Source organism: Acidovorax sp. FHTAMBA (genome assembly GCF_038958875.1).
GTDB lineage: Bacteria > Pseudomonadota > Gammaproteobacteria > Burkholderiales > Burkholderiaceae_C > Acidovorax.
On record NZ_CP152407.1, the window covers coordinates 1,946,547 to 1,962,882 of the forward strand.

Here is a 16,336-nt window from a genome sequence, read left to right on the forward strand (position 1 = left end):
AAGTTGTTTGGAATCCGTATGGCCACCGACCGCATGATCACAGACATCCGCCGTCGCAATTTGGCGCGGCTTCTCTCACCGACGTCCATCGCGGTCGTCGGTGCTTCGGCAGATCCGACCAAGGCCGGTTCGCAAGCACTGCAGGTGCTGAGCCGGTTTCCTGGGCGACGGGTGGCCGTTCACCCCCGCGAAAAGGAGATCCAGGGCGTCAATTGCTATCCCAGCTTTGCAGCCTTGCCGGAGCCGGTAGACCTTGCGGTGTTGGCCATTCCGGCCGAGCGCTGCGTCGAAGCTGCGCGAGAGGCTGCGGCTCGCGGTGTGGGGGGGGTGCTCATTGTTTCCGGTGGGTTCGGGGAAAGTGGCGAAGCGGGGGCCAGGCTACAAGCGGAACTGCACGCGATTTGCCAGGAAACGGGCCTGCGTGTGTTGGGGCCCAACACATCTGGGTTTATTCATCCAGCAGCGCAATGCGTGGCCAGTTTCGTGCCCGGCGCCGATCGCCTGAAGCCGGGCCGCGTGGCGGTGGTGGCCCAGTCCGGCGGGGTCAATCTGTCGCTGTGCTTCCTGCTCGATCGCTTGGGACAAGGCGTCTCCTTCGCGATGGGCTTGGGCAACGCGGTGGACGTGGATACAGCGGAAGTGCTTGAGTGGCTGGGGGACGAGCCCGGCACGTCGGCCATTGCACTGCACCTGGAAGGCATCCCGAACGGTCGGGAGTTGTTCGACGTGCTGTCCCGTGTCACTGAGAAGAAGCCGGTGGTGGCATTGCCCGCTGGGCGCTCCGATGTGGGTGAATTCGCCGTGTCGCACACCGGCAAGTTGCTCGGCTCGCACCAACGCACCGTGGCCGGACTCGCTCAGGCCGGTGTGGTGGTCGTTGATTCGACGGAGGAACTGGTGCAAGCGGTCGCGGTGTTGAGTTGTTTCCGTCTGCCGCCTATGCCGGAACCGGGCTTTGCGTTGGTGACGGGGCAGGCCGGGCCGGGTTTGCTGGTCGCCGATGGCCTCAAGACCGAGTCTCTCGCGGTGCCTCCTTTGTCGCCAGATACTGTGGCCGGCGTGGCCACTCTGCTGCCGCCCATGACCTATCTGAAGAACCCGATTGACACTGGTCGCCCGGGTCCTGGTTTCGCCGAGTTGCTGCGCACGGTGGGGCGCGATCCTGCCATCGACGCTTTGCTGGTTTTCGGGCTGCACGAGCCCGCGGTGCTGGACCCCGTGCAGGTGCTGCCAGACGTGTCGGCGACGCTGGGCAAGCCGGTGGTGTTCGGTTCGTTGGGACCGATCGGCGACACCACGCCCACGCGTGATGCCTTGGCGTCCGCCGGCATTCCCATGGTGGAAAGTCCGGAGCGTTTGGTGCAGGCGGCGCTGGCTTTGGCCACCGACGCACGTGCCCGCTGGCGCAAAGCCCGCGTCGAACCCGTTGGGGCGGTTGGAACGGCCACCCCCATCACGGGGCATCTGGACGAAGACAGCGCCAAGCGCTTGCTGGCGGGGTATGGCATTGACAGTCCGAGTCGTACTTTGTGCACCACCCGTGAGGAAGCCGTGGGCGCGTTCCGCTCCCTCAAGACGCCCCTTGTGGTGAAAGTCGTGTCGAAAGAGATTCCCCACAAAACCGAAGTCGGTGGCGTGCATTTGGGCATCGACAACGAAACCCGTCTGGGCGTGGCACTCGATGCGATAGACCGCATTCCCACCCTGGGCCCGAAAGCCTATCTGCTCGAGCAAATGGCCACTGCGGGGGTTGAGTTGATTGTTGGCGGTGTGCGTGATCCCTCCTGGGGCCCCTGTGTGGTGGTTGGGCTCGGTGGTGTCATGGCCGAAGCCTTGGCCGACACCACGGTGCGCCTGGTGCCGATCAGCAGACTCGATGTCGAACAAATGTTGAACAGCCTGCGTGGACGCGATTTGCTCGACGGCTTCCGCACGCTGCCCAAGTGCAACAGAGAAGCGATTGCAAACGCCATGCTCGGTATCTCCCGGTTGATGTTCGAGCACCCTGAAATCGCAGAGGTAGAAATCAACCCGCTGCGGGTCAACAGCGAGGGCGCTTTGGCTCTTGACGCGTTGGTTCGATTGAATGGCTGAACCTTCAGTCGTTGGTATTCACTGACTCATCTTTTCAAAGGAGACATCATGAGCACAGAACTCGGTCGCGTTGAAGATCTGCCTCCGGACTACTACAACGGATTGCGCAGCCGGAACATGATGCCCCTGTGGCCATCATTGCGTGCCGCCTTGCCCTTCGACATGCCGTCGCGCCGGACCAAACCTGCACTGTGGCGCTATCGGCAGGAGGTTCGTCCGGATCTGATGCGTGCAGGTGAATTGACCCCCATTGAAAAGGCCGAGCGGCGTGTGCTCGTGCTTTGCAATCCCGGCCTGGGTTTGGACGAGCTCAAAGCCACGCCCACCATCTACATCGGCTTGCAGCTTATCTTGCCGGGTGAATCCGCGCCCAACCACAAGCACACACCTTCGGCCGTGCGTTTTGTGGTGGAGGGCAAGGGCGGGTATACCGTCGTGCGCGGCGAGAAGCTGCCGATGCACCGGGGTGACCTGATCCTGACCCCTCCTGGCATGTGGCACGAGCATGGTCACGACGGCAATGAACCGGTGGTGTGGCTCGATGCGCTGGATCTGCCATTGGTCTATGGAGTCGAGGCCTCTTACTGCGTGGATGGCCACAAATCCCAAGTCATCACTGATCCATTGAACTCATCGGCCGTGCGCTTTGCGCAAGGCGGTGTAGTTCCCTACGCCACCCTGAACCGTCCCCGCGGTGACTACCCGATGTTGCGCTTCGCTTGGAACAACGTGCGCTCCACGTTGGTTGAGTTGGCGCGTGTTACTCCCCTTGGGCAGGCCGTGCACCTGGCCTATGTGAATCCGGAGACCGGTCGCGAGTGCATGCCCACCCTGGGTTTCTCCGCCATCATGCTGCGCCCTGGGGAAGAGGTGCGCTTGCCGCGTCGTTCGTCCTCGGCCGTGTTCCATGTGGTTGAGGGGGGCGGTTCGGCCGCGATCGATGGCGAGGTATTGACCTTCGAAGAGGCCGACACACTGGCCGCACCGACGCACGCGACGATTGTCTTGAGCAATGCGTCGAAGACTGCACCGGCGTTCCTGTTCATGGTGGACGATGCCCCCATGCAGCGCAAGCTCGGTTTCCATGAGGTGTTTGACCGTTAACCCAAGGAGAACGAGACATGATTCGATCCCTGCACCATGTGGGCTTCACGGTGCCCGACCTTGAAGTGGGCCGACAGTTCTACAAAATCTTCGGTCTCAACGACCAGGCCAGTGGCAACGACTTGGTGTTGCGTTGCGCCGACCGCGATCAAGACCAACTGCGCCTTGTTGAAGGGGCCAAGAAGCGTCTGAGCTACATTGCCTTCGGCACCGACGAAGCAGGCATGCGTACCGCCAAGACGCGCTTGGAAGCGGCAGGAGTACCGCTGAACCGGATGCCGTTCAAGGGCGTGGAAGAGGGCATCTGGTGCCAGGACCCCGACGGCTTGTGGGTCAACCTGCGTGTCGCTGAGGACGCGCCGTCCAAACGCGCCCCGGCCCGTGAGGTCAACATGCCCGGGCGTGTCCGTCGTCTCACCGACCGCGCTTTTGGGGCCTGTACCCCGGTCGCTTCCGTGAGCCCCCGCCGTCTGGGGCACCTGATCAAGTTCACGCCCGATGTGCGTCGTTCGGTGGACTTTTATACCCGCGTGCTGGGGATGAAGGAGTCGGACCGTGCGCAGGACATCATTTCCTTCCTTCGCTGCTCAAACGGAGGGGATCACCACACCCTGGCATTCGCCAAGAGTTCTCATGTGGGCTTCCACCACCTGAGTTTCGAGGTGGACAGCGTGGACGACATTGAACTGGGCGCACGCAACCTGATCAATGCAGGCTACCGTGACTGCTTCGGTTTGGGTCGCCATGTGGCGGGGTCGAACTTCTTCCATTACATTCGCGATCCCTGGGGTAGTCTGGTCGAAATGTTCTGGGACATGGACGTCATTCCGGAGGACGATTCCGGCTGGACCGTGATGGATGGCTCGCCCGAAGACGTGACCGCTGTGTGGGCTGCCAAGGTGCCCCCGGAAGATTTCGTCGTCAATTTTGAATCGGCTGACTGACTACGCGGCCATCAACGGTAGAGAGCATTGCTGTGATTTTCTCGATGGTCGAAAGGCCTGCATGAAAATCAACCTGCTCGAGGATGGAAGTCGCAGCGCTGACGTCGGCAAGTCACTGTCAGTGCACATGAGCGCTTGTGTTCATGATGATCGAACTGCGACACCTTGGCTCCACGCCTAGGGCACTCGCTGCGAACATGATGGCGGCCGGCGAGGCCAGAGCGTAGATCACGGAGACCTTTGGCCCGCTATCGAAGCGGCGTGAAGGTCATCGAACGGGAATGAGGCGTCATAAGACTTCGGTGTTCAGAGGGTAACGCGGGCTCGTTGAATGAAACGCGCCTGCGGTGCCGTTAAGCTCGTGCAAGGGCGCAGCAGGTAGGTCACCACGATGGTCGGTCGGTCCTCCAGTGGCCGCAGTGCGATGCCGCGGTGCAAGTGGCCGATCAACCTGGCGGCGGGTGCGATGAAGACCCCATAGCCAGCGGCAACCAGCGTCATCGCGATGTCGAAACTGCGCGCCGTCTGCTCGCGCTCATGCGGTACGTAGCCGAGCAGAGCTCGCGCCGTAGAGCGCCACGGTTCATCGCCGGTCGATTGCGTGTAGATCAGTGACTGCTTGAGCAGTTCTTGGCAAGGCACTTCTCGATAGGCGAGAAGATGAGAGCGCTTGGCGACAGCGACCGCCAGCGTGTCATGCCACAGTGGCTCGCATTCCCAGCCGGACCACTGCTGTGGGGTCGTGGACAAGGCAAGATCGAAGCATGCGTCCGGCGGCCCTTCTGCCTGCTCTGTGGTGGTGCAACCGATCAATTCTGCGGCGGACCCGGGTTCGTCTGCTCGCTGCAGCGCCAACACACTAGCGAGCTGCGGCGGCACCCAGTCGCCAAGCACGGCCACCCGGATTTCTGCGCTGGCGTCACTTGATCTCACATCGGCGCCCCTTAGATGTGTGAAGGTGGTTCTCCGCTAGATCCTGGAAGGGTGCTTCAAATTTTCGCTGAAGCTGGACTGCGCGAACAGCCAACCGAAGAACATGCCAGGGTGTCTCGCATCAATTCTCATGTCGTCACCTGCCGCTCAAAGCCTTGTCCTCAAAGAAAAAAAAGTCCGATCCTCCACTCGAATCCTCTCCGCCAATGCTCCGGCTCGGCTCCACGAGTCCAGCCTTTAGTGGAAATCGACATGGTGAATACACGCAGTGGGATCTGCGAAGATTTTGAGTTAAGTTTACCGTGGTTTAGTTCGCTTCTTTGGTTGACGCTTTTGCCAATGCAGAAGCGTCAGATTCAAATAGGCCGGCCCGTCGGCACGACCACCTACGAGGAAGCGCCCGCCGTCGCGTTCGGCGCGGCCGTGCGTGAGGAACGAGCCAAGCAAGGAATTGGCCAGGAGATGCTGTCCGACCTGTCCGGAATCGATCGCTCGCATATCGGCAAGATCGAGCGCGGCGAGCACATGCCCACGCTCGCCCTGATCCTCAAGATTTCCCGTGCGTTGAAGTGCAGTGCTGCCCACCTGATGACACTGACGGAGTCCAAGCTAGCGAAAGCGGCGACAGCCAAGTCCGAGAGCTAGAGTCGGTCTGGCTAGTGGCCGCGCGTCGACTACTGCGCGCTGTTCCTCTCCCCAGGGGTGGGACTTTCGCGCTTCATGGCTTCGTTGACGAGACTCAGGAAGGGATTGTCTGGGGGCAATTCCTGAAACAGCGCGCCCGGGTCGGCCAGGAGATAGCCATGCAGGCGCCTCGACTTGCGCGGCCCCGTGACTTCGCAAGTCCAGATGTTCAAGCCGCTGGCCTGCTTGCGGTGCCGGCCCAGCCTCTCGAAGCCTTTCTGCACCCACTGCCACGCCTCTAGCTTCTCCTGCTTGGCCAGGGCTGCAGCGTGCAGATGCTCCTGCGCATATCGTTGGAAAACACCGGGGCTGACCAAGTAGGCGGTGCCGGCGACGGTATGTACCAGCGCTTTCGCATCGTTGATGATCAACTTGCGTGCCAGGATGCCCTGACGCAGCCAAGCCATGAAGTGCGCGCCGGAAGGCTCGGGCCGCGCCTCCGTGGCCGCGGTGTTTGCCGCCAGAGGGGGGGCTGGCGTTGGTGCTGGCGCCGAGGTGGGCTCGCGCTCTGTCTCTTGGGTGGGAGAGCCGGGCCGTACTGGCGCAGCCTGCGCCACGCCCAGCACATCGAGTAGCGCCATGACGCCACTGTCCGTCGACGGAGCCGACACTGTGCTCGGCGGCGTTCCCGCCGCGGGCACGACAGGCTGGACATCAGGCGCGACGGGCGTCAGTGGCGGCGACACGCCCTGATCCTCTTGCTCGACCTGCACCTGGCCCGCGAACGGCGCTGGTCGCTCAGCCGCCTCCCAGATCAGCGCGGGCGAGAGCTTCAGAAAAGTGAAGCTGTGCGACCAGCCGGCATCGCTCGTGACGGTCGCCTTCCAGATCGCCTTGCCTTCCGGCGTGGCCAGGGCGATGCCGTGGTCCTGCAGCACATTGAAAACCGCTGTGTTGTTCGCTGGGATGCCGTCGATGCCCTGCGACAGCAGGTGGGCGCGCAGCTTGTCCGAGACGGTCTTGCTCACTAGCCAGAGCGTGTCCTGGGTCAGCCAGCCATCCGAGGCACCGGACTGGTTCAGCTTGAATTCCTCCTTGAGAAGGTAGCGCAGTCCATCGAGCAGCTTGCGTTGAAGGGCATGCTTCGGGGCGGCCATCGCCTTTGCAGGATCTCCGCCGAGTTCCTGGGCGACCGAAGCCTGATCGGCCTGCACGACCAGTTCGCCGAGCGTGCCGGCGTGCTCGTACTGGCCGGCCAGCACATACAGCAGCGCGGCCCACAGATCGGGATAGCCCACCAGCCAGTCGAAGATGTCCTGGTCGAGCACCTGGCGGTACAGCAAGCCTGTTGCCGCGCTGTGCAGTCGGTACTGGCGATCCTCGCGGTAGCGGAAGCGGTACGGCTGTTGCAGCGGGCCGTGCCAAGGGTGCCATATTGAGCCGTCGGCCAACTCGACATGCAGGTCGACGGCGATCTTGCCGATGTCGTGCAGCAGCGCTGCATAGGCGACGGCGGCCGTCCAGGCCTCGGATTGCGCCGCCTGGTCCTCGGGGCTGGAGCCGATGGGCAGCAGATGGGACTGCCGCAGCTTCAGGCTGTAGGCGACGATCTCCAGGCCATGGTCCAGCATGCCGCCCGGGTAGGCGTGGTGGTGGCTCTCGGAGGCGGGAAACTGCTGGACCAGTTCCGCGTAGCGCCCCAGTGGTGCGCGGTACAGGGTGGCGAACTGTCTGCGCGACAGCGACGTGCGCTGCCAGATGTGTTCCAGCAGCTTCTGCCGACGCGGCGTGGCCAGCAGAGATGCGGCCGACTCGGGCCGCAGCAGCCCTTTGGGGGGATCGGCTGCGGGTGTTGGCGACGGAGCGGCTGCGACCGAAGTCCGTTTTCGCTGGAACAGGGAGAGCATGTGGGTGTGCTGGTGGCGGGCCGACCGGGAGGCCTTTTTGCCTTTTCAAGGTAGGGCCTTTCCCCTTGCCATCCATTCCCTTGCCCAGCCTTTTGCCCTTCAACCATTTGGTATAGCGCTGCCCCGCACGCCGCTCCACCGTCAAAGGGAACTGGGTCGACTCGGATTGGACGGCGACCCGGCGCGAGGGCTGGCCCTATGCTGAGCGCATACCGCCGCCCGGCCGGGCGGCAATGGCCTTTGCCGAAGTGAGTCACTCCGCAAGTTGTCAAAGTTGACAAGTGAGACGTAGGAGACTAAAGTGACTCCTGTCTCAATCTGCCTGTGGGAGATGACCATGCCCAAGACCCTCGGATTCATTGCTGACCATCTGCCGCGCGTCACGGTGGAGGACGTGCGCCGTTTCGCCGCGACTGTCGAAATCCGGGATGCAGGGGCTTTCGCGGCCGAACTGCAAGCGTTCGTCCACGAGCGGGTGGAGGCGGTGGAGCTTCCCGCCGGCCTGGAAATGGAAACGGTGGGGCAGACCTTGGCCCGCAAGGCAGCTGCACTGCGCGCCGGTACGCGCTGGGTGCCCGGCGAAACCGACATCCAGCGCGGCCGCGCCGTCTTGCTGGACGCCTTCGAGCAGCCGCACAACCTGCCGCTGGCCGAGTTCGCCAAGTTGGCCGACAAGTCGCGCCAGCAGATTTATAAGGACATCATCGCCCGTCGGCTGCTTGCGCTGAACGTGGGGCCGCGTGGCCAGAAGCTGCCCGACTGGCAACTCGATCCTGTGAAGCAGCAGTTGACGCAGACGGTGCTCCAGGAGGTCGAGGGCATCGACAACTGGACGATCTACCGCGCGCTGTCCGAACCGCTCGAAGGCCTGGGCGGGCGTTCGCCGGTGGAGGCGGTGACGCCCGGTACGATCGACGACGTGGCCAACGCTGTGTTCAATGTGCTGGGCGTGCACGTGCATTGAGATGAGGTTGCCGTGAGCATCAAGTTGCCGTCGCTTCCGATCGATGCAGGTGAACTGCTCCAGCACGTGAGCCGCATCGCGTATCGGGGCAGTCCGCTGTACTACGGCCGCGACGGCACCAATCGCTACGACGACCCCGAGCAAGCCTACGGCGTGCTTTACCTGGGCCGTGACCTTCCCACAGCGCTGATGGAGTCGGTGTTTCACAAGCACCAGTGGCTCGTGGACACGAAGCGCTCCATCGCGCTGAACGAAGTCCAGAGCCGGATGGTGCGCGCCGTAGGCGTCCTGGAAGACCTGCGCTTGGCCGATCTCACGGCACCGGGCGTCATGGCGGGCCGCTTCGGCTTGAATCTGGAGCAGTTGGCCAGTCGGGACTACACGCATACGCAACAGGTGTCTGCTCAGGCGCATGCGATGCTCGGAGATGACGGCCTGCCGCTGTTCGACGGGGTGCTCTATCCCTCGCGCAACAACTATCCGGCCGCGAGCATCGCGCTGTTCGAGCGAGCCAGGGCGAAGATCAGTGTCATCGAGGACATCGACTTGGTTGACCATGTGGACTGGCCGCGTTTCGTTGCCACCTATCGCATCGGCGTGGCACCCGATCCCGGCCCGGTGGAACCTGATGACGAAGCGTCCTGAAGCAGCTAGAAAACACGTTGAAGTCACGAGCAGAATGGATTGGAGCAAACTGGAGTAGGCCTTCCTCATGTAGCAGGAGACGACCATGAACACGACAACCCGCAGCAGTACCGCACAGCGCCTTGGCCGCTGGCTCGGCCATGGATGGCGCGCTTATCTGCGTGGCGAGCGCTGGCTTTCGGGCTGGCTTGTTCGGCAGGGCCTGCCGGCGCGTGTTGCTCAAGTACTGCTGTGGGCGATTAAGCTGAGTGTCCTCGGTGGGCTGCTCTACTACGCTTTCTGGTTGGCGCTATTGCTGGCGTTCCTGGTCGCAGCGACTCACGGTGATTGGGCAGCCGAGCCAGATCTGCCGGAACCCGAGTGGAGGGAGGGCCCGGTCGGCTTTGGCCTCTACACATACGACGGGTATCGGATCGATCCGCACGATTTCAGAGATGAGACTTAGCCTTAGATTCGAGGCGGCTCACTTTTTCTTGGCGGGTGCTCCGGCCATCCTCATGGCGCCACCGAATGCCATGTTGCTCGCCTTCCCGCCAGCGGCTTTGGCGTCGCCTGTACCGTTGATCAAACCCTGTAGCGAACCTCCAGCGTGAATGCCTGCCCAACCCAGAGCCGCCACCCAGAAGGTGGGCAGCACGATGAACATGGTGCCCATGACGAAGTTGAGTAGCAGATCGCCAAAAGCGTTGTTCAGCCCCATCACAGGATCGAAATTGCTGTGCGGCCGATTCCATCCCCAGCCCCATCCGTAGAGCGCGTCGAGGATCGTGGAATCGACCCAGCGAGCCAACTGGAACCAGAAATCGACAAAGAAGAACGAGAACTGGACCACGCTCACGGTTACAAGGGTCTTCAGGTCATAGGTGCCGACGACCAGCAGAAGCGGGATACAGATCACGAGCGCCATCTTGAGGAGTGCCATCACCATCGGCACGGCCTGACGCACGACATCCATAGGAGGAAACGCTCCAATGGCTCCGACCGCAAGCCCCGCATCGCCAGCAGCGCGTGTCACGATGTTCGGCAGTGTCTTGTCGATCTGCCCGCCGTAGTCCGTATAGACCGAACCCCTGTTGAGCTTCTGCTGCCGCGGCGAGGCGATCGTGCGGATCACCGAGTCATCCACCTCGGCGCGGCTCAGGAACCCGGCCCAGCCCGCCAGCCGCGTGAGAAGGCTGGGGTCCACCTGACCCAGCAGCCGCGCCCGCAGGCCGTTGCCACCATCGGCCCACCATTGCCTGCAGGTCGGGTAGCCGCCCCCGCTGGCCACCTGCGCCAGCCCGGCATCGCGGTTGCTGTCGTAGGGCCAATCGTCGCGTGGCGTGCTGGACCGATAGTTGTCGTAGTAGCCGGCCGTGTCCGTGAAGAAGCGCGAGCCGATCCACGTCACGTCGTGCATCTGCGCCTCATCAAGTTGAGGGCGCTGCATGAACAGCTTGGCGCGGGCAGGCCCGTAGCAGTCGTGCGTGAAATCCGCCACATCCTGGGCCAGCACCGGATCGCCGATGCGCGTGGCGTCGATCTCCATGCGCATCTGCCGCAGGTCGGTACCGCACGGGATCGCCGCCACCGAGGCGCCCGTGACCGCACGCGACAGAGCGTGCATGAAGCCCCACCAGACCGGCACCTTCGCCGACTGGTTGTTGAGCGTGCTGAAGGACTGCGACCATCCCGTGTCGGTGGGCTGCGGCACGCTGACCTGGCACTGCGCCGAGCGCGAACTGTCGTACTGGATGGTGTTCAGATCCACGTCGATGAACGGGATGCCCGCAAACATCACGACCACGATGGCGACGAAAACCCGGTTCTCGATGCGCGCGGCCGAGAGCACGCCCTTGTTGCCTTCGTCGGCACCCTCCGAGCGGGCCTTGAGCCATTCCTGCACGATGATCGCCACGAAGGGCAGGGCGAACACGCCGCTGGACACCAGCACTGCCCAGATCCCGTTGTGGACGATCCAGGAGACCAGCGTCAGGTAGTACTCCAGATAGTCGGTCGTGAACAGCGTCATGGCCCGAATCTCCCTTCAGCCCTGCATCAACAGGCTGGCTTCCAGCGCCACGATGGCGGCGACACCAGCGATCTCGCTGCGCCCCATGCGGCGCCGCGCCTGCGCGTCGGTCTCGCGCGCCAGCAGCCGCCGTCGCATCCAGACCCAGCCGTAAGCCGTTGCGCTGTACAGGCACAGCCGCCACACCAGGAAGTAGCCTGACGCGGCCGCCAGCCACCGTTCCCAGCCGGCAACGCTGCCGACCAGGTAGATGCCGGCGACGTTGGCCGCCAATGCAGCGGCGACGATCAGCGCCGTCCACAGCAGCGCCTTCGCCGCGCGCCGGCAGAACAGCCAGCGTGGCCGCAGCCAGGCCGCACGCATCGGGTGCATCAGGTTCATGGCCGGCCTCCCGGATTGCCCTTCTGCAACCGGTCGAGGCGATCGGGCACCGGGTCGCCCTCGTAGATGCCGCGCGAGCCCGCCGCACGCGTGCCGTGGCGCTGGATGATGGCCATGGGCGAGTTGTTCGCCAGCTCGCGGCGCAGCTCCAGCTCGGTCTTGAGGTTCTGGATCTCGCGGTCGAGCGCGTCGCTCTCGTGGTTCACTGCCTCGACCGCGAGTTCATTGGCGGCGACGTTGGGCTCCTTCTTGCCCGTCAATAGCGTGCGCTGCAGCAGCAATGCCTTCTCCAGCACCGACGACAGCGCGACCTCGGATGCCAGGCGGCGCGCCAGCAGGTCCTGGTCCGGCTCGTCGCGCAGCGCCTCGATGACGCCGCGCGTGATGGGCAGCGAGGTGCTGCCAGCTTCGCGCAGGTTCTCGAACGTCGTGTTGCGGGTGCCGGAGACCAACTCCTGCAAGGCTTGCAGCCTGGCCTCGTATTCCTCCTGGATCAGCGGCGTGAGCCCGACGCCAGGCACCGTCTGGGTCTTGGTGCAGGAATCGCAGGTGCGCTGCTCCTTCTCGCCCAGGACCCGCGTGGCCCACTCGACCGCCTGCTGTGGCGACGTCCAGGTCTGGCAGGACAGGCTCGTGCAACTCGCCGGTGCGATGGAGGACGTGTCGGTCACGCCGCGGCCGTTGACGAGGTTGTAGCCCGCGCGGGTGACGTCGCCGACCACCCGGATGGCCGACTGGCCGGCGCCACCGGCATTGCCGCCGCCCACCCAGGGAACGCCGTCGTTGCCCCGGCGTGTCTCGGCCTGCTCGATCGCGGACACGGCATCGGTGCTCGACACGGCCTGGCGCAGCGCCATGCCCTCGGCGAGTTGGCTCCATCCGAGCTGGCCGCCCGCCATGTCGGCCATCTTCTCGGCCATCGCGCGGCACGTCAGCTTCGAGCGGTCGAAATCGAGCCGCGCCTGCAGCACGCCGTTGGTCAGCAGGTTGTAGAGACCGGGATCGGCGCGCTGGATGATCAGCGCCGGCAGGGATGCCACGGCGCTGGTCGCGCTCTGGATCACGTTGCTCATGATCTGCTGGAAGCCCTGAGTGAGGCCGTTGAGCTGGTTGCGCAGCGTGGTCTGGATGCTCATGTCGCCGCAGATCAGGTTGCTGTTCCAGCCCACGCCCACGCCGATCGAGCGCATGCCGGCCGCGCGGCCCATCGACACCGCACTGCCGCCGCCGATCGAGTACATGACCTCATCGCCGATGACCGGGCCGCTGTTCTGGAAGCCGACCTGTGCCCACGCCAGGCCGCAGCCCAGGGCGAGCGCGCCGGCCAGCGCCGTCGAACGCAGCAGGCGGCACGCCTTGGCGGAGAGATTTGCAAGTTCAGGACGTTTCATCGCCGTGCCCTCAGTTGAAATCGACGCTGCCGAGGAACACCTGCCCACGGCGTTCGCAGCACGCGTAGGGCCGCCACAGCGCCCAGGCGTAGTCGCCTTGCTGTGCCTGCGTCAGGAAGCCGCTGCGCGGGAAGACCGTGCAGGACGAGGACAGGACGGGCGTGAGTTCCTGCCACTTGCCGGTCGTGGCATCGCCCTCCATCAGCGCGCCGGCCGGCCAGTAGCCGTCGCGAGAGTTGGCGAGCAGCGGTTGATAGACGTGGATCTGCCCGCGGCGCGTGACGACATCGCCCGCGCGCTGGGCCACCACGGCACCGGCCTTGTGGTCGTCGGTCTGGTGCAGGAACCCACCGCGGGGATACACGTTGCCCCAGAGGTTCAAGGTCGAGCGCGCGCCGACCTCGCGCAGGCCCGGGATCAGCGCTTCCGGATACGCCATCTCGGGCACGTTGTAGCGCCAGGCCAGCGTGTCCAGGGTACTGAGCAGATACGGCATGAATGCTGTGCCTGCGCCCTCGCAGAAGTAGCCCGACGACGAGATGAACTGGTTGAACACCTCGACACCGGGATGGCCGATGACGTCGGCGTTCTTGAATTTCGCGAGATTGTTCTCGTGGTCTTCGTTGGTGGTGCCGTCGCCGCCGGCCTGGGCCGACGGGTTGGGCGTGCTCATGGCACGCACTTCGACCCAGGGGTTCTCGCCGGTGTTGCTGTAGCTGGAGACGACCGCATCGGGCACGTAATGGCGCACCTTGACGGACGTGCGCACCCTGCAGCCGGACCAACTGCAGTAGAGCCAGTAGCAGATGCCCACCACCCGGTACTCCAGGCAGTCCGGCGACATGACGGAGGACACGATGGTGGCGGTGTTCAAGGCGTAGCTGCCCGTGGCGCTGATCAGCAGCAGCGAGGCCACGGCAACGCGCAGGCGGCGCAGCAGGTCGAATGGACGGCGGATCACGGTTGCGCCCTCCGATGCCGCTCGATGCGGGCTACGGCCAGGGCCACGTCCGGCTCGCCATAGACCACATAGCGCTGGTCCACCACGACGGCTGGGATGCTGGTGATACCCAGGCTCCATGCGTCGGTGATGCCCTGGTAGGCCATCTGCAGGCGGCGTTGGAGGGTCGGCCCTCCCGCCTGGAGACGCTGGCGCACGATGGACTGGGCCTCTTGCGGATCACGGGGCAAGCCCGCCGACAGTTCCGCCTCGATGCGCCGGGCGGCATCCAGTTCGATCGTGCGCGTGGGGAGGCGTTTCCCTTGCAGCGGCCGTGTGGAGTCGGTGATGAACCAGACCTCCTGGGCCACGCAAGTGGCCGACCACAGCAGAGTTGCCATGAGCGCCAATGTGGGCCTGCACAAACGCTGGCGCGGGGATGTGGGCGTGGAAAAGGACATGATGGGGGACCCAAAGAGGGATGACCCCGTTAGTCCAAACCAAAGCGCTGCCGCGGGCCACGAACAATGCGCAGCGTGGCGTGCCCCTATTGGTGCAGGTGAGGCCGTGCCACTCGGCAGCGAAACCGGCACATGCGCTGCTGGATGGGCACGGTCGGGCATCGGATATAAACCAGGGATCGCAACCTCAACCCATACCTTCGATATGAATCGCGTCCAACTCGTTGAAATCCTCGCTGCCAAGAACGACCTGTCCAAGGCTGCTGCCAACGCCGTCCTCGAGACCTTGATCGACACTGTCCAGACGGCCGTGAAGAAAGGCGATGCCGTTCAACTGGTTGGCTTCGGCACCTTCAAATCCGCCAAGCGCGCCGCGCGCACGGGCAAGAACCCCGCCACCGGCGCGGCCCTGAAGATCCCCGCATCGACCGTGCCGAAGTTCGTGCCGGGCGCCAAGTTCAAGGCCGTGGTCGATCCCAAGGCGGCCAAGCGCAAGGCGGAAAAGACTGGCAAGTAGTCCTGACTGCCTGGGCAGGTGCCGCTGCTGCAAAGGGCCAGCCCGCATTGGCTTCTTCGACTGATCTCCATCCAATCCACCGGCGACGGTGCCACCGACCATGACTGCGTTTTCTGAATCGTTCCGCTCGGAAGTTGCTCGCATAGCGCGCAAGGAGAACAAAGGGGAGATGAGCTCCCTGCGCAAGACGGCCACGAACCAGCGCTCTGAGATCGCGACACTCAAGCGCGACGTCAAGGACCTGGCCGGGCAGGTGCGCAGCCTGACCAAGGCATTGAAAAAAGCCGTCGCAGCGGCCGCGCGCCAGCAACCCCGCAAGCAGTCCGATGATTCGTCTTCGGGGGCGCAGGCGCCTGCGAAGCCGGGAGGCCGTGCATTCGTCTTCAGTCACGAAGCGCTGGTCGCGAAGCGGCAGGCGTTCCACATGACCCAGAAAGAGATGGCGCACCTGCTCGGCGTCTCGGCGCTGAGCGTCTACAAATGGGAGACCGGCAAGGTCACTCCCCGCGAGGCCCAACTGGTGCGCGTGCGCGAAGTGCTCGGGATGGGCGTGCGCGAAGCCCGCCGGCAGATCGCCGAATGAACCATCGCCGGCGCGGCGCAGGCCGCAGCACAACCATGTGATTCGCCGGCTACCTGGGCACGTCGCCGGCGCCGCTGGCTGGCGTTCCGGCACCATCCGAGGGCTTTGTCTCGGCCAGGTCGTTCGCGGCGAGCATGTCGATCGCCGACAGCAATGCGTCGCCCGGCACGGGGCCGGGCAGCACGATGCTCCTGCCGCTCGTGCGATCGATCAGGCGCAGCGAAGGCGTCGCCGTGATGCCCGACGCGGCGGCTTCTGCGGCCTGCGCATGCACGATGCGCGCGGATGGCTCGCCGCTCAGGCATGCCTTGAGGTCAGCGGACATGCCGGGAAACATCTCCAGGTCCGGCACGCCCTGGCCATCGCTGCGCGTGTTGGCATAGACCCACTGGACCGCGGCCCAGAACGCTTCGTGCCCTCCCGCCTGGCCGGCGCACTCGACCAGGCGTGCCTCCTGGCTTGCGGCGGGTTCATGGATGGACATCGGCACGTGGTGCCACTGCAGGTTCACGTCCTGGTGCGCGTCGATCCACTGTTGCAGCTGCGGTGAGTACGCCTTGCAGTATGGGCACTCGAGATCGGCATAGAAGACGATAGTGAAACGTGCCTCGGGACTGCCCAGCCGCCACGGGCGCGCGGCCACCTCCGTGGCATCGACCTCGCGCGAGGGTTGCGGCCCCGGCTCGCCGGAGGAACTGAACATGAACCAGATCAGCAGCGCCGCGGTCAGGCCCGCCGCCAGTGCCCAGAGCAAGCGAAGCCACCGGCGTGGCCGCCGTCGAAAGGCTTGCATCTCGATCGGAAGGGAAGGGCGTTTCGGCGTCATGGGACTCTCCG

Annotated in this window: 17 protein-coding genes; 9 read left to right on the top strand and 8 right to left on the bottom strand. The window is 64.3% G+C overall.

What is annotated here, in order from left to right; translation table 11 throughout:
* The first annotated feature begins 18 nt into the window (after positions 1 to 18).
* From AAFF19_RS09085 to AAFF19_RS09095, 3 genes are read left to right on the top strand one after another with little or no spacing between them, the layout of a single operon-like run.
* Positions 19 to 2,094, top strand: coding sequence for an acetate--CoA ligase family protein (locus AAFF19_RS09085; protein ID WP_342721717.1), 2,076 nt, complete (start codon positions 19 to 21; stop codon positions 2,092 to 2,094).
* A gap of 48 nt (positions 2,095 to 2,142) precedes the next feature.
* Positions 2,143 to 3,198 (top strand): cupin domain-containing protein, encoded by a 1,056-nt coding sequence (locus AAFF19_RS09090; RefSeq protein WP_038201307.1) that lies wholly within the window; start codon positions 2,143 to 2,145, stop codon positions 3,196 to 3,198.
* 17 nt (positions 3,199 to 3,215) lie between these two features.
* Positions 3,216 to 4,142, top strand: a complete 927-nt coding sequence (locus tag AAFF19_RS09095; protein ID WP_038201310.1) for a VOC family protein — start codon at positions 3,216 to 3,218, stop codon at positions 4,140 to 4,142.
* A 306-nt stretch (positions 4,143 to 4,448) separates the two neighbouring features.
* Here AAFF19_RS09095 and AAFF19_RS09100 read toward each other — a convergent pair whose 3' ends face one another.
* A complete protein-coding gene (locus AAFF19_RS09100) occupies positions 4,449 to 5,075 on the bottom strand; it encodes a LysR substrate-binding domain-containing protein (protein ID WP_038201314.1) in 627 nt (208 codons plus the stop codon).
* Between the two features lie 339 nt (positions 5,076 to 5,414).
* On the opposite strand from AAFF19_RS09100, the gene AAFF19_RS09105 reads away from it, so the two are divergent.
* Positions 5,415 to 5,720: a helix-turn-helix transcriptional regulator gene (locus tag AAFF19_RS09105; protein ID WP_038201317.1), complete on the top strand. Its 306-nt coding sequence runs from the start codon at positions 5,415 to 5,417 to the stop codon at positions 5,718 to 5,720.
* A gap of 29 nt (positions 5,721 to 5,749) precedes the next feature.
* Here the strand turns inward: AAFF19_RS09105 and mobH are convergent, their stop codons facing one another.
* Positions 5,750 to 7,606 (bottom strand): MobH family relaxase, encoded by a 1,857-nt coding sequence (gene mobH / locus AAFF19_RS09110; RefSeq protein WP_038201320.1) that lies wholly within the window; start codon positions 7,604 to 7,606, stop codon positions 5,750 to 5,752.
* Between the two features lie 337 nt (positions 7,607 to 7,943).
* Between mobH and AAFF19_RS09115 the strand changes: the two genes are divergently transcribed.
* From AAFF19_RS09115 to AAFF19_RS09125, 3 genes are all read left to right on the top strand, one after another.
* Positions 7,944 to 8,570: a hypothetical protein gene (locus AAFF19_RS09115; protein WP_038201807.1), complete on the top strand. Its 627-nt coding sequence runs from the start codon at positions 7,944 to 7,946 to the stop codon at positions 8,568 to 8,570.
* 12 nt (positions 8,571 to 8,582) lie between these two features.
* Positions 8,583 to 9,215, top strand: a complete 633-nt coding sequence (locus AAFF19_RS09120) for an RES family NAD+ phosphorylase (RefSeq protein WP_038201323.1) — start codon at positions 8,583 to 8,585, stop codon at positions 9,213 to 9,215.
* An 85-nt stretch (positions 9,216 to 9,300) separates the two neighbouring features.
* Positions 9,301 to 9,660: a DUF3742 family protein gene (locus AAFF19_RS09125; RefSeq protein WP_038201325.1), complete on the top strand. Its 360-nt coding sequence runs from the start codon at positions 9,301 to 9,303 to the stop codon at positions 9,658 to 9,660.
* Between the two features lie 18 nt (positions 9,661 to 9,678).
* Here the strand turns inward: AAFF19_RS09125 and AAFF19_RS09130 are convergent, their stop codons facing one another.
* The 5 genes from AAFF19_RS09130 to AAFF19_RS09150 are packed head-to-tail and all read right to left on the bottom strand — an operon-like array spanning position 9,679 to position 14,339.
* Entirely contained in the window at positions 9,679 to 11,226 is a 1,548-nt protein-coding gene (locus tag AAFF19_RS09130; protein ID WP_342721719.1) for a conjugal transfer protein TraG N-terminal domain-containing protein, read from the bottom strand.
* A 15-nt stretch (positions 11,227 to 11,241) separates the two neighbouring features.
* The gene (locus tag AAFF19_RS09135; protein ID WP_038201810.1) at positions 11,242 to 11,598 is read right to left on the bottom strand and encodes a hypothetical protein; all 357 of its coding nucleotides are present in this window, start codon (positions 11,596 to 11,598) and stop codon (positions 11,242 to 11,244) included.
* A 5-nt stretch (positions 11,599 to 11,603) separates the two neighbouring features.
* Positions 11,604 to 12,998, bottom strand: coding sequence for an integrating conjugative element protein (locus AAFF19_RS09140; RefSeq protein ID WP_038201330.1), 1,395 nt, complete (start codon positions 12,996 to 12,998; stop codon positions 11,604 to 11,606).
* A 10-nt stretch (positions 12,999 to 13,008) separates the two neighbouring features.
* Positions 13,009 to 13,956 carry a TIGR03756 family integrating conjugative element protein gene (locus AAFF19_RS09145; RefSeq protein WP_038201813.1) on the bottom strand — a complete coding sequence of 316 codons (948 nt, stop codon included), beginning with the start codon at positions 13,954 to 13,956 and terminating at the stop codon, positions 13,009 to 13,011.
* On the bottom strand, positions 13,956 to 14,339 hold the full coding sequence (locus tag AAFF19_RS09150; protein ID WP_342665580.1) for a TIGR03757 family integrating conjugative element protein: 384 nt from the start codon (positions 14,337 to 14,339) through the stop codon (positions 13,956 to 13,958). Before AAFF19_RS09150 ends, AAFF19_RS09145 begins: the two co-directional genes overlap by 1 nt.
* Before the next feature lie 238 nt (positions 14,340 to 14,577).
* Here AAFF19_RS09150 and AAFF19_RS09155 point away from each other — a divergent pair, with 238 nt between their 5' ends.
* Together AAFF19_RS09155 and AAFF19_RS09160 are read left to right on the top strand one after the other, a co-directional pair.
* Positions 14,578 to 14,916, top strand: coding sequence for an HU family DNA-binding protein (locus tag AAFF19_RS09155; protein WP_281173388.1), 339 nt, complete (start codon positions 14,578 to 14,580; stop codon positions 14,914 to 14,916).
* Between the two features lie 100 nt (positions 14,917 to 15,016).
* Positions 15,017 to 15,499, top strand: a complete 483-nt coding sequence (locus AAFF19_RS09160) for a helix-turn-helix transcriptional regulator (protein ID WP_038201338.1) — start codon at positions 15,017 to 15,019, stop codon at positions 15,497 to 15,499.
* Between the two features lie 49 nt (positions 15,500 to 15,548).
* Here the strand turns inward: AAFF19_RS09160 and AAFF19_RS09165 are convergent, their stop codons facing one another.
* Complete coding sequence (locus tag AAFF19_RS09165; protein ID WP_038201341.1) at positions 15,549 to 16,325, bottom strand: DsbA family protein; 777 nt, start codon at positions 16,323 to 16,325, stop codon at positions 15,549 to 15,551.
* Between the last annotated feature and the right edge of the window lie 11 nt (positions 16,326 to 16,336).

What these genes read in the sequence shown, in the direction of transcription:
- AAFF19_RS09105 (WP_038201317.1), top strand. Translation starts at nt 5,415, where the DNA reads ATGCAGAAGCGTCAGATTCAAATAGGCCGGCCCGTCGGCACGACCACC.
- AAFF19_RS09135 (WP_038201810.1), bottom strand. Translation starts at nt 11,598, where the DNA reads ATGCACCCGATGCGTGCGGCCTGGCTGCGGCCACGCTGGCTGTTCTGC.
- AAFF19_RS09095 (WP_038201310.1), top strand. Translation starts at nt 3,216, where the DNA reads ATGATTCGATCCCTGCACCATGTGGGCTTCACGGTGCCCGACCTTGAA.
- AAFF19_RS09150 (WP_342665580.1), bottom strand. Translation starts at nt 14,339, where the DNA reads ATGGCAACTCTGCTGTGGTCGGCCACTTGCGTGGCCCAGGAGGTCTGG.
- AAFF19_RS09115 (WP_038201807.1), top strand. Translation starts at nt 7,944, where the DNA reads ATGCCCAAGACCCTCGGATTCATTGCTGACCATCTGCCGCGCGTCACG.
- AAFF19_RS09140 (WP_038201330.1), bottom strand. Translation starts at nt 12,998, where the DNA reads ATGAAACGTCCTGAACTTGCAAATCTCTCCGCCAAGGCGTGCCGCCTG.
- AAFF19_RS09090 (WP_038201307.1), top strand. Translation starts at nt 2,143, where the DNA reads ATGAGCACAGAACTCGGTCGCGTTGAAGATCTGCCTCCGGACTACTAC.
- AAFF19_RS09130 (WP_342721719.1), bottom strand. Translation starts at nt 11,226, where the DNA reads ATGACGCTGTTCACGACCGACTATCTGGAGTACTACCTGACGCTGGTC.
- mobH (WP_038201320.1), bottom strand. Translation starts at nt 7,606, where the DNA reads ATGCTCTCCCTGTTCCAGCGAAAACGGACTTCGGTCGCAGCCGCTCCG.
- AAFF19_RS09160 (WP_038201338.1), top strand. Translation starts at nt 15,017, where the DNA reads ATGACTGCGTTTTCTGAATCGTTCCGCTCGGAAGTTGCTCGCATAGCG.
- AAFF19_RS09165 (WP_038201341.1), bottom strand. Translation starts at nt 16,325, where the DNA reads ATGACGCCGAAACGCCCTTCCCTTCCGATCGAGATGCAAGCCTTTCGA.
- AAFF19_RS09085 (WP_342721717.1), top strand. Translation starts at nt 19, where the DNA reads ATGGCCACCGACCGCATGATCACAGACATCCGCCGTCGCAATTTGGCG.
- AAFF19_RS09125 (WP_038201325.1), top strand. Translation starts at nt 9,301, where the DNA reads ATGAACACGACAACCCGCAGCAGTACCGCACAGCGCCTTGGCCGCTGG.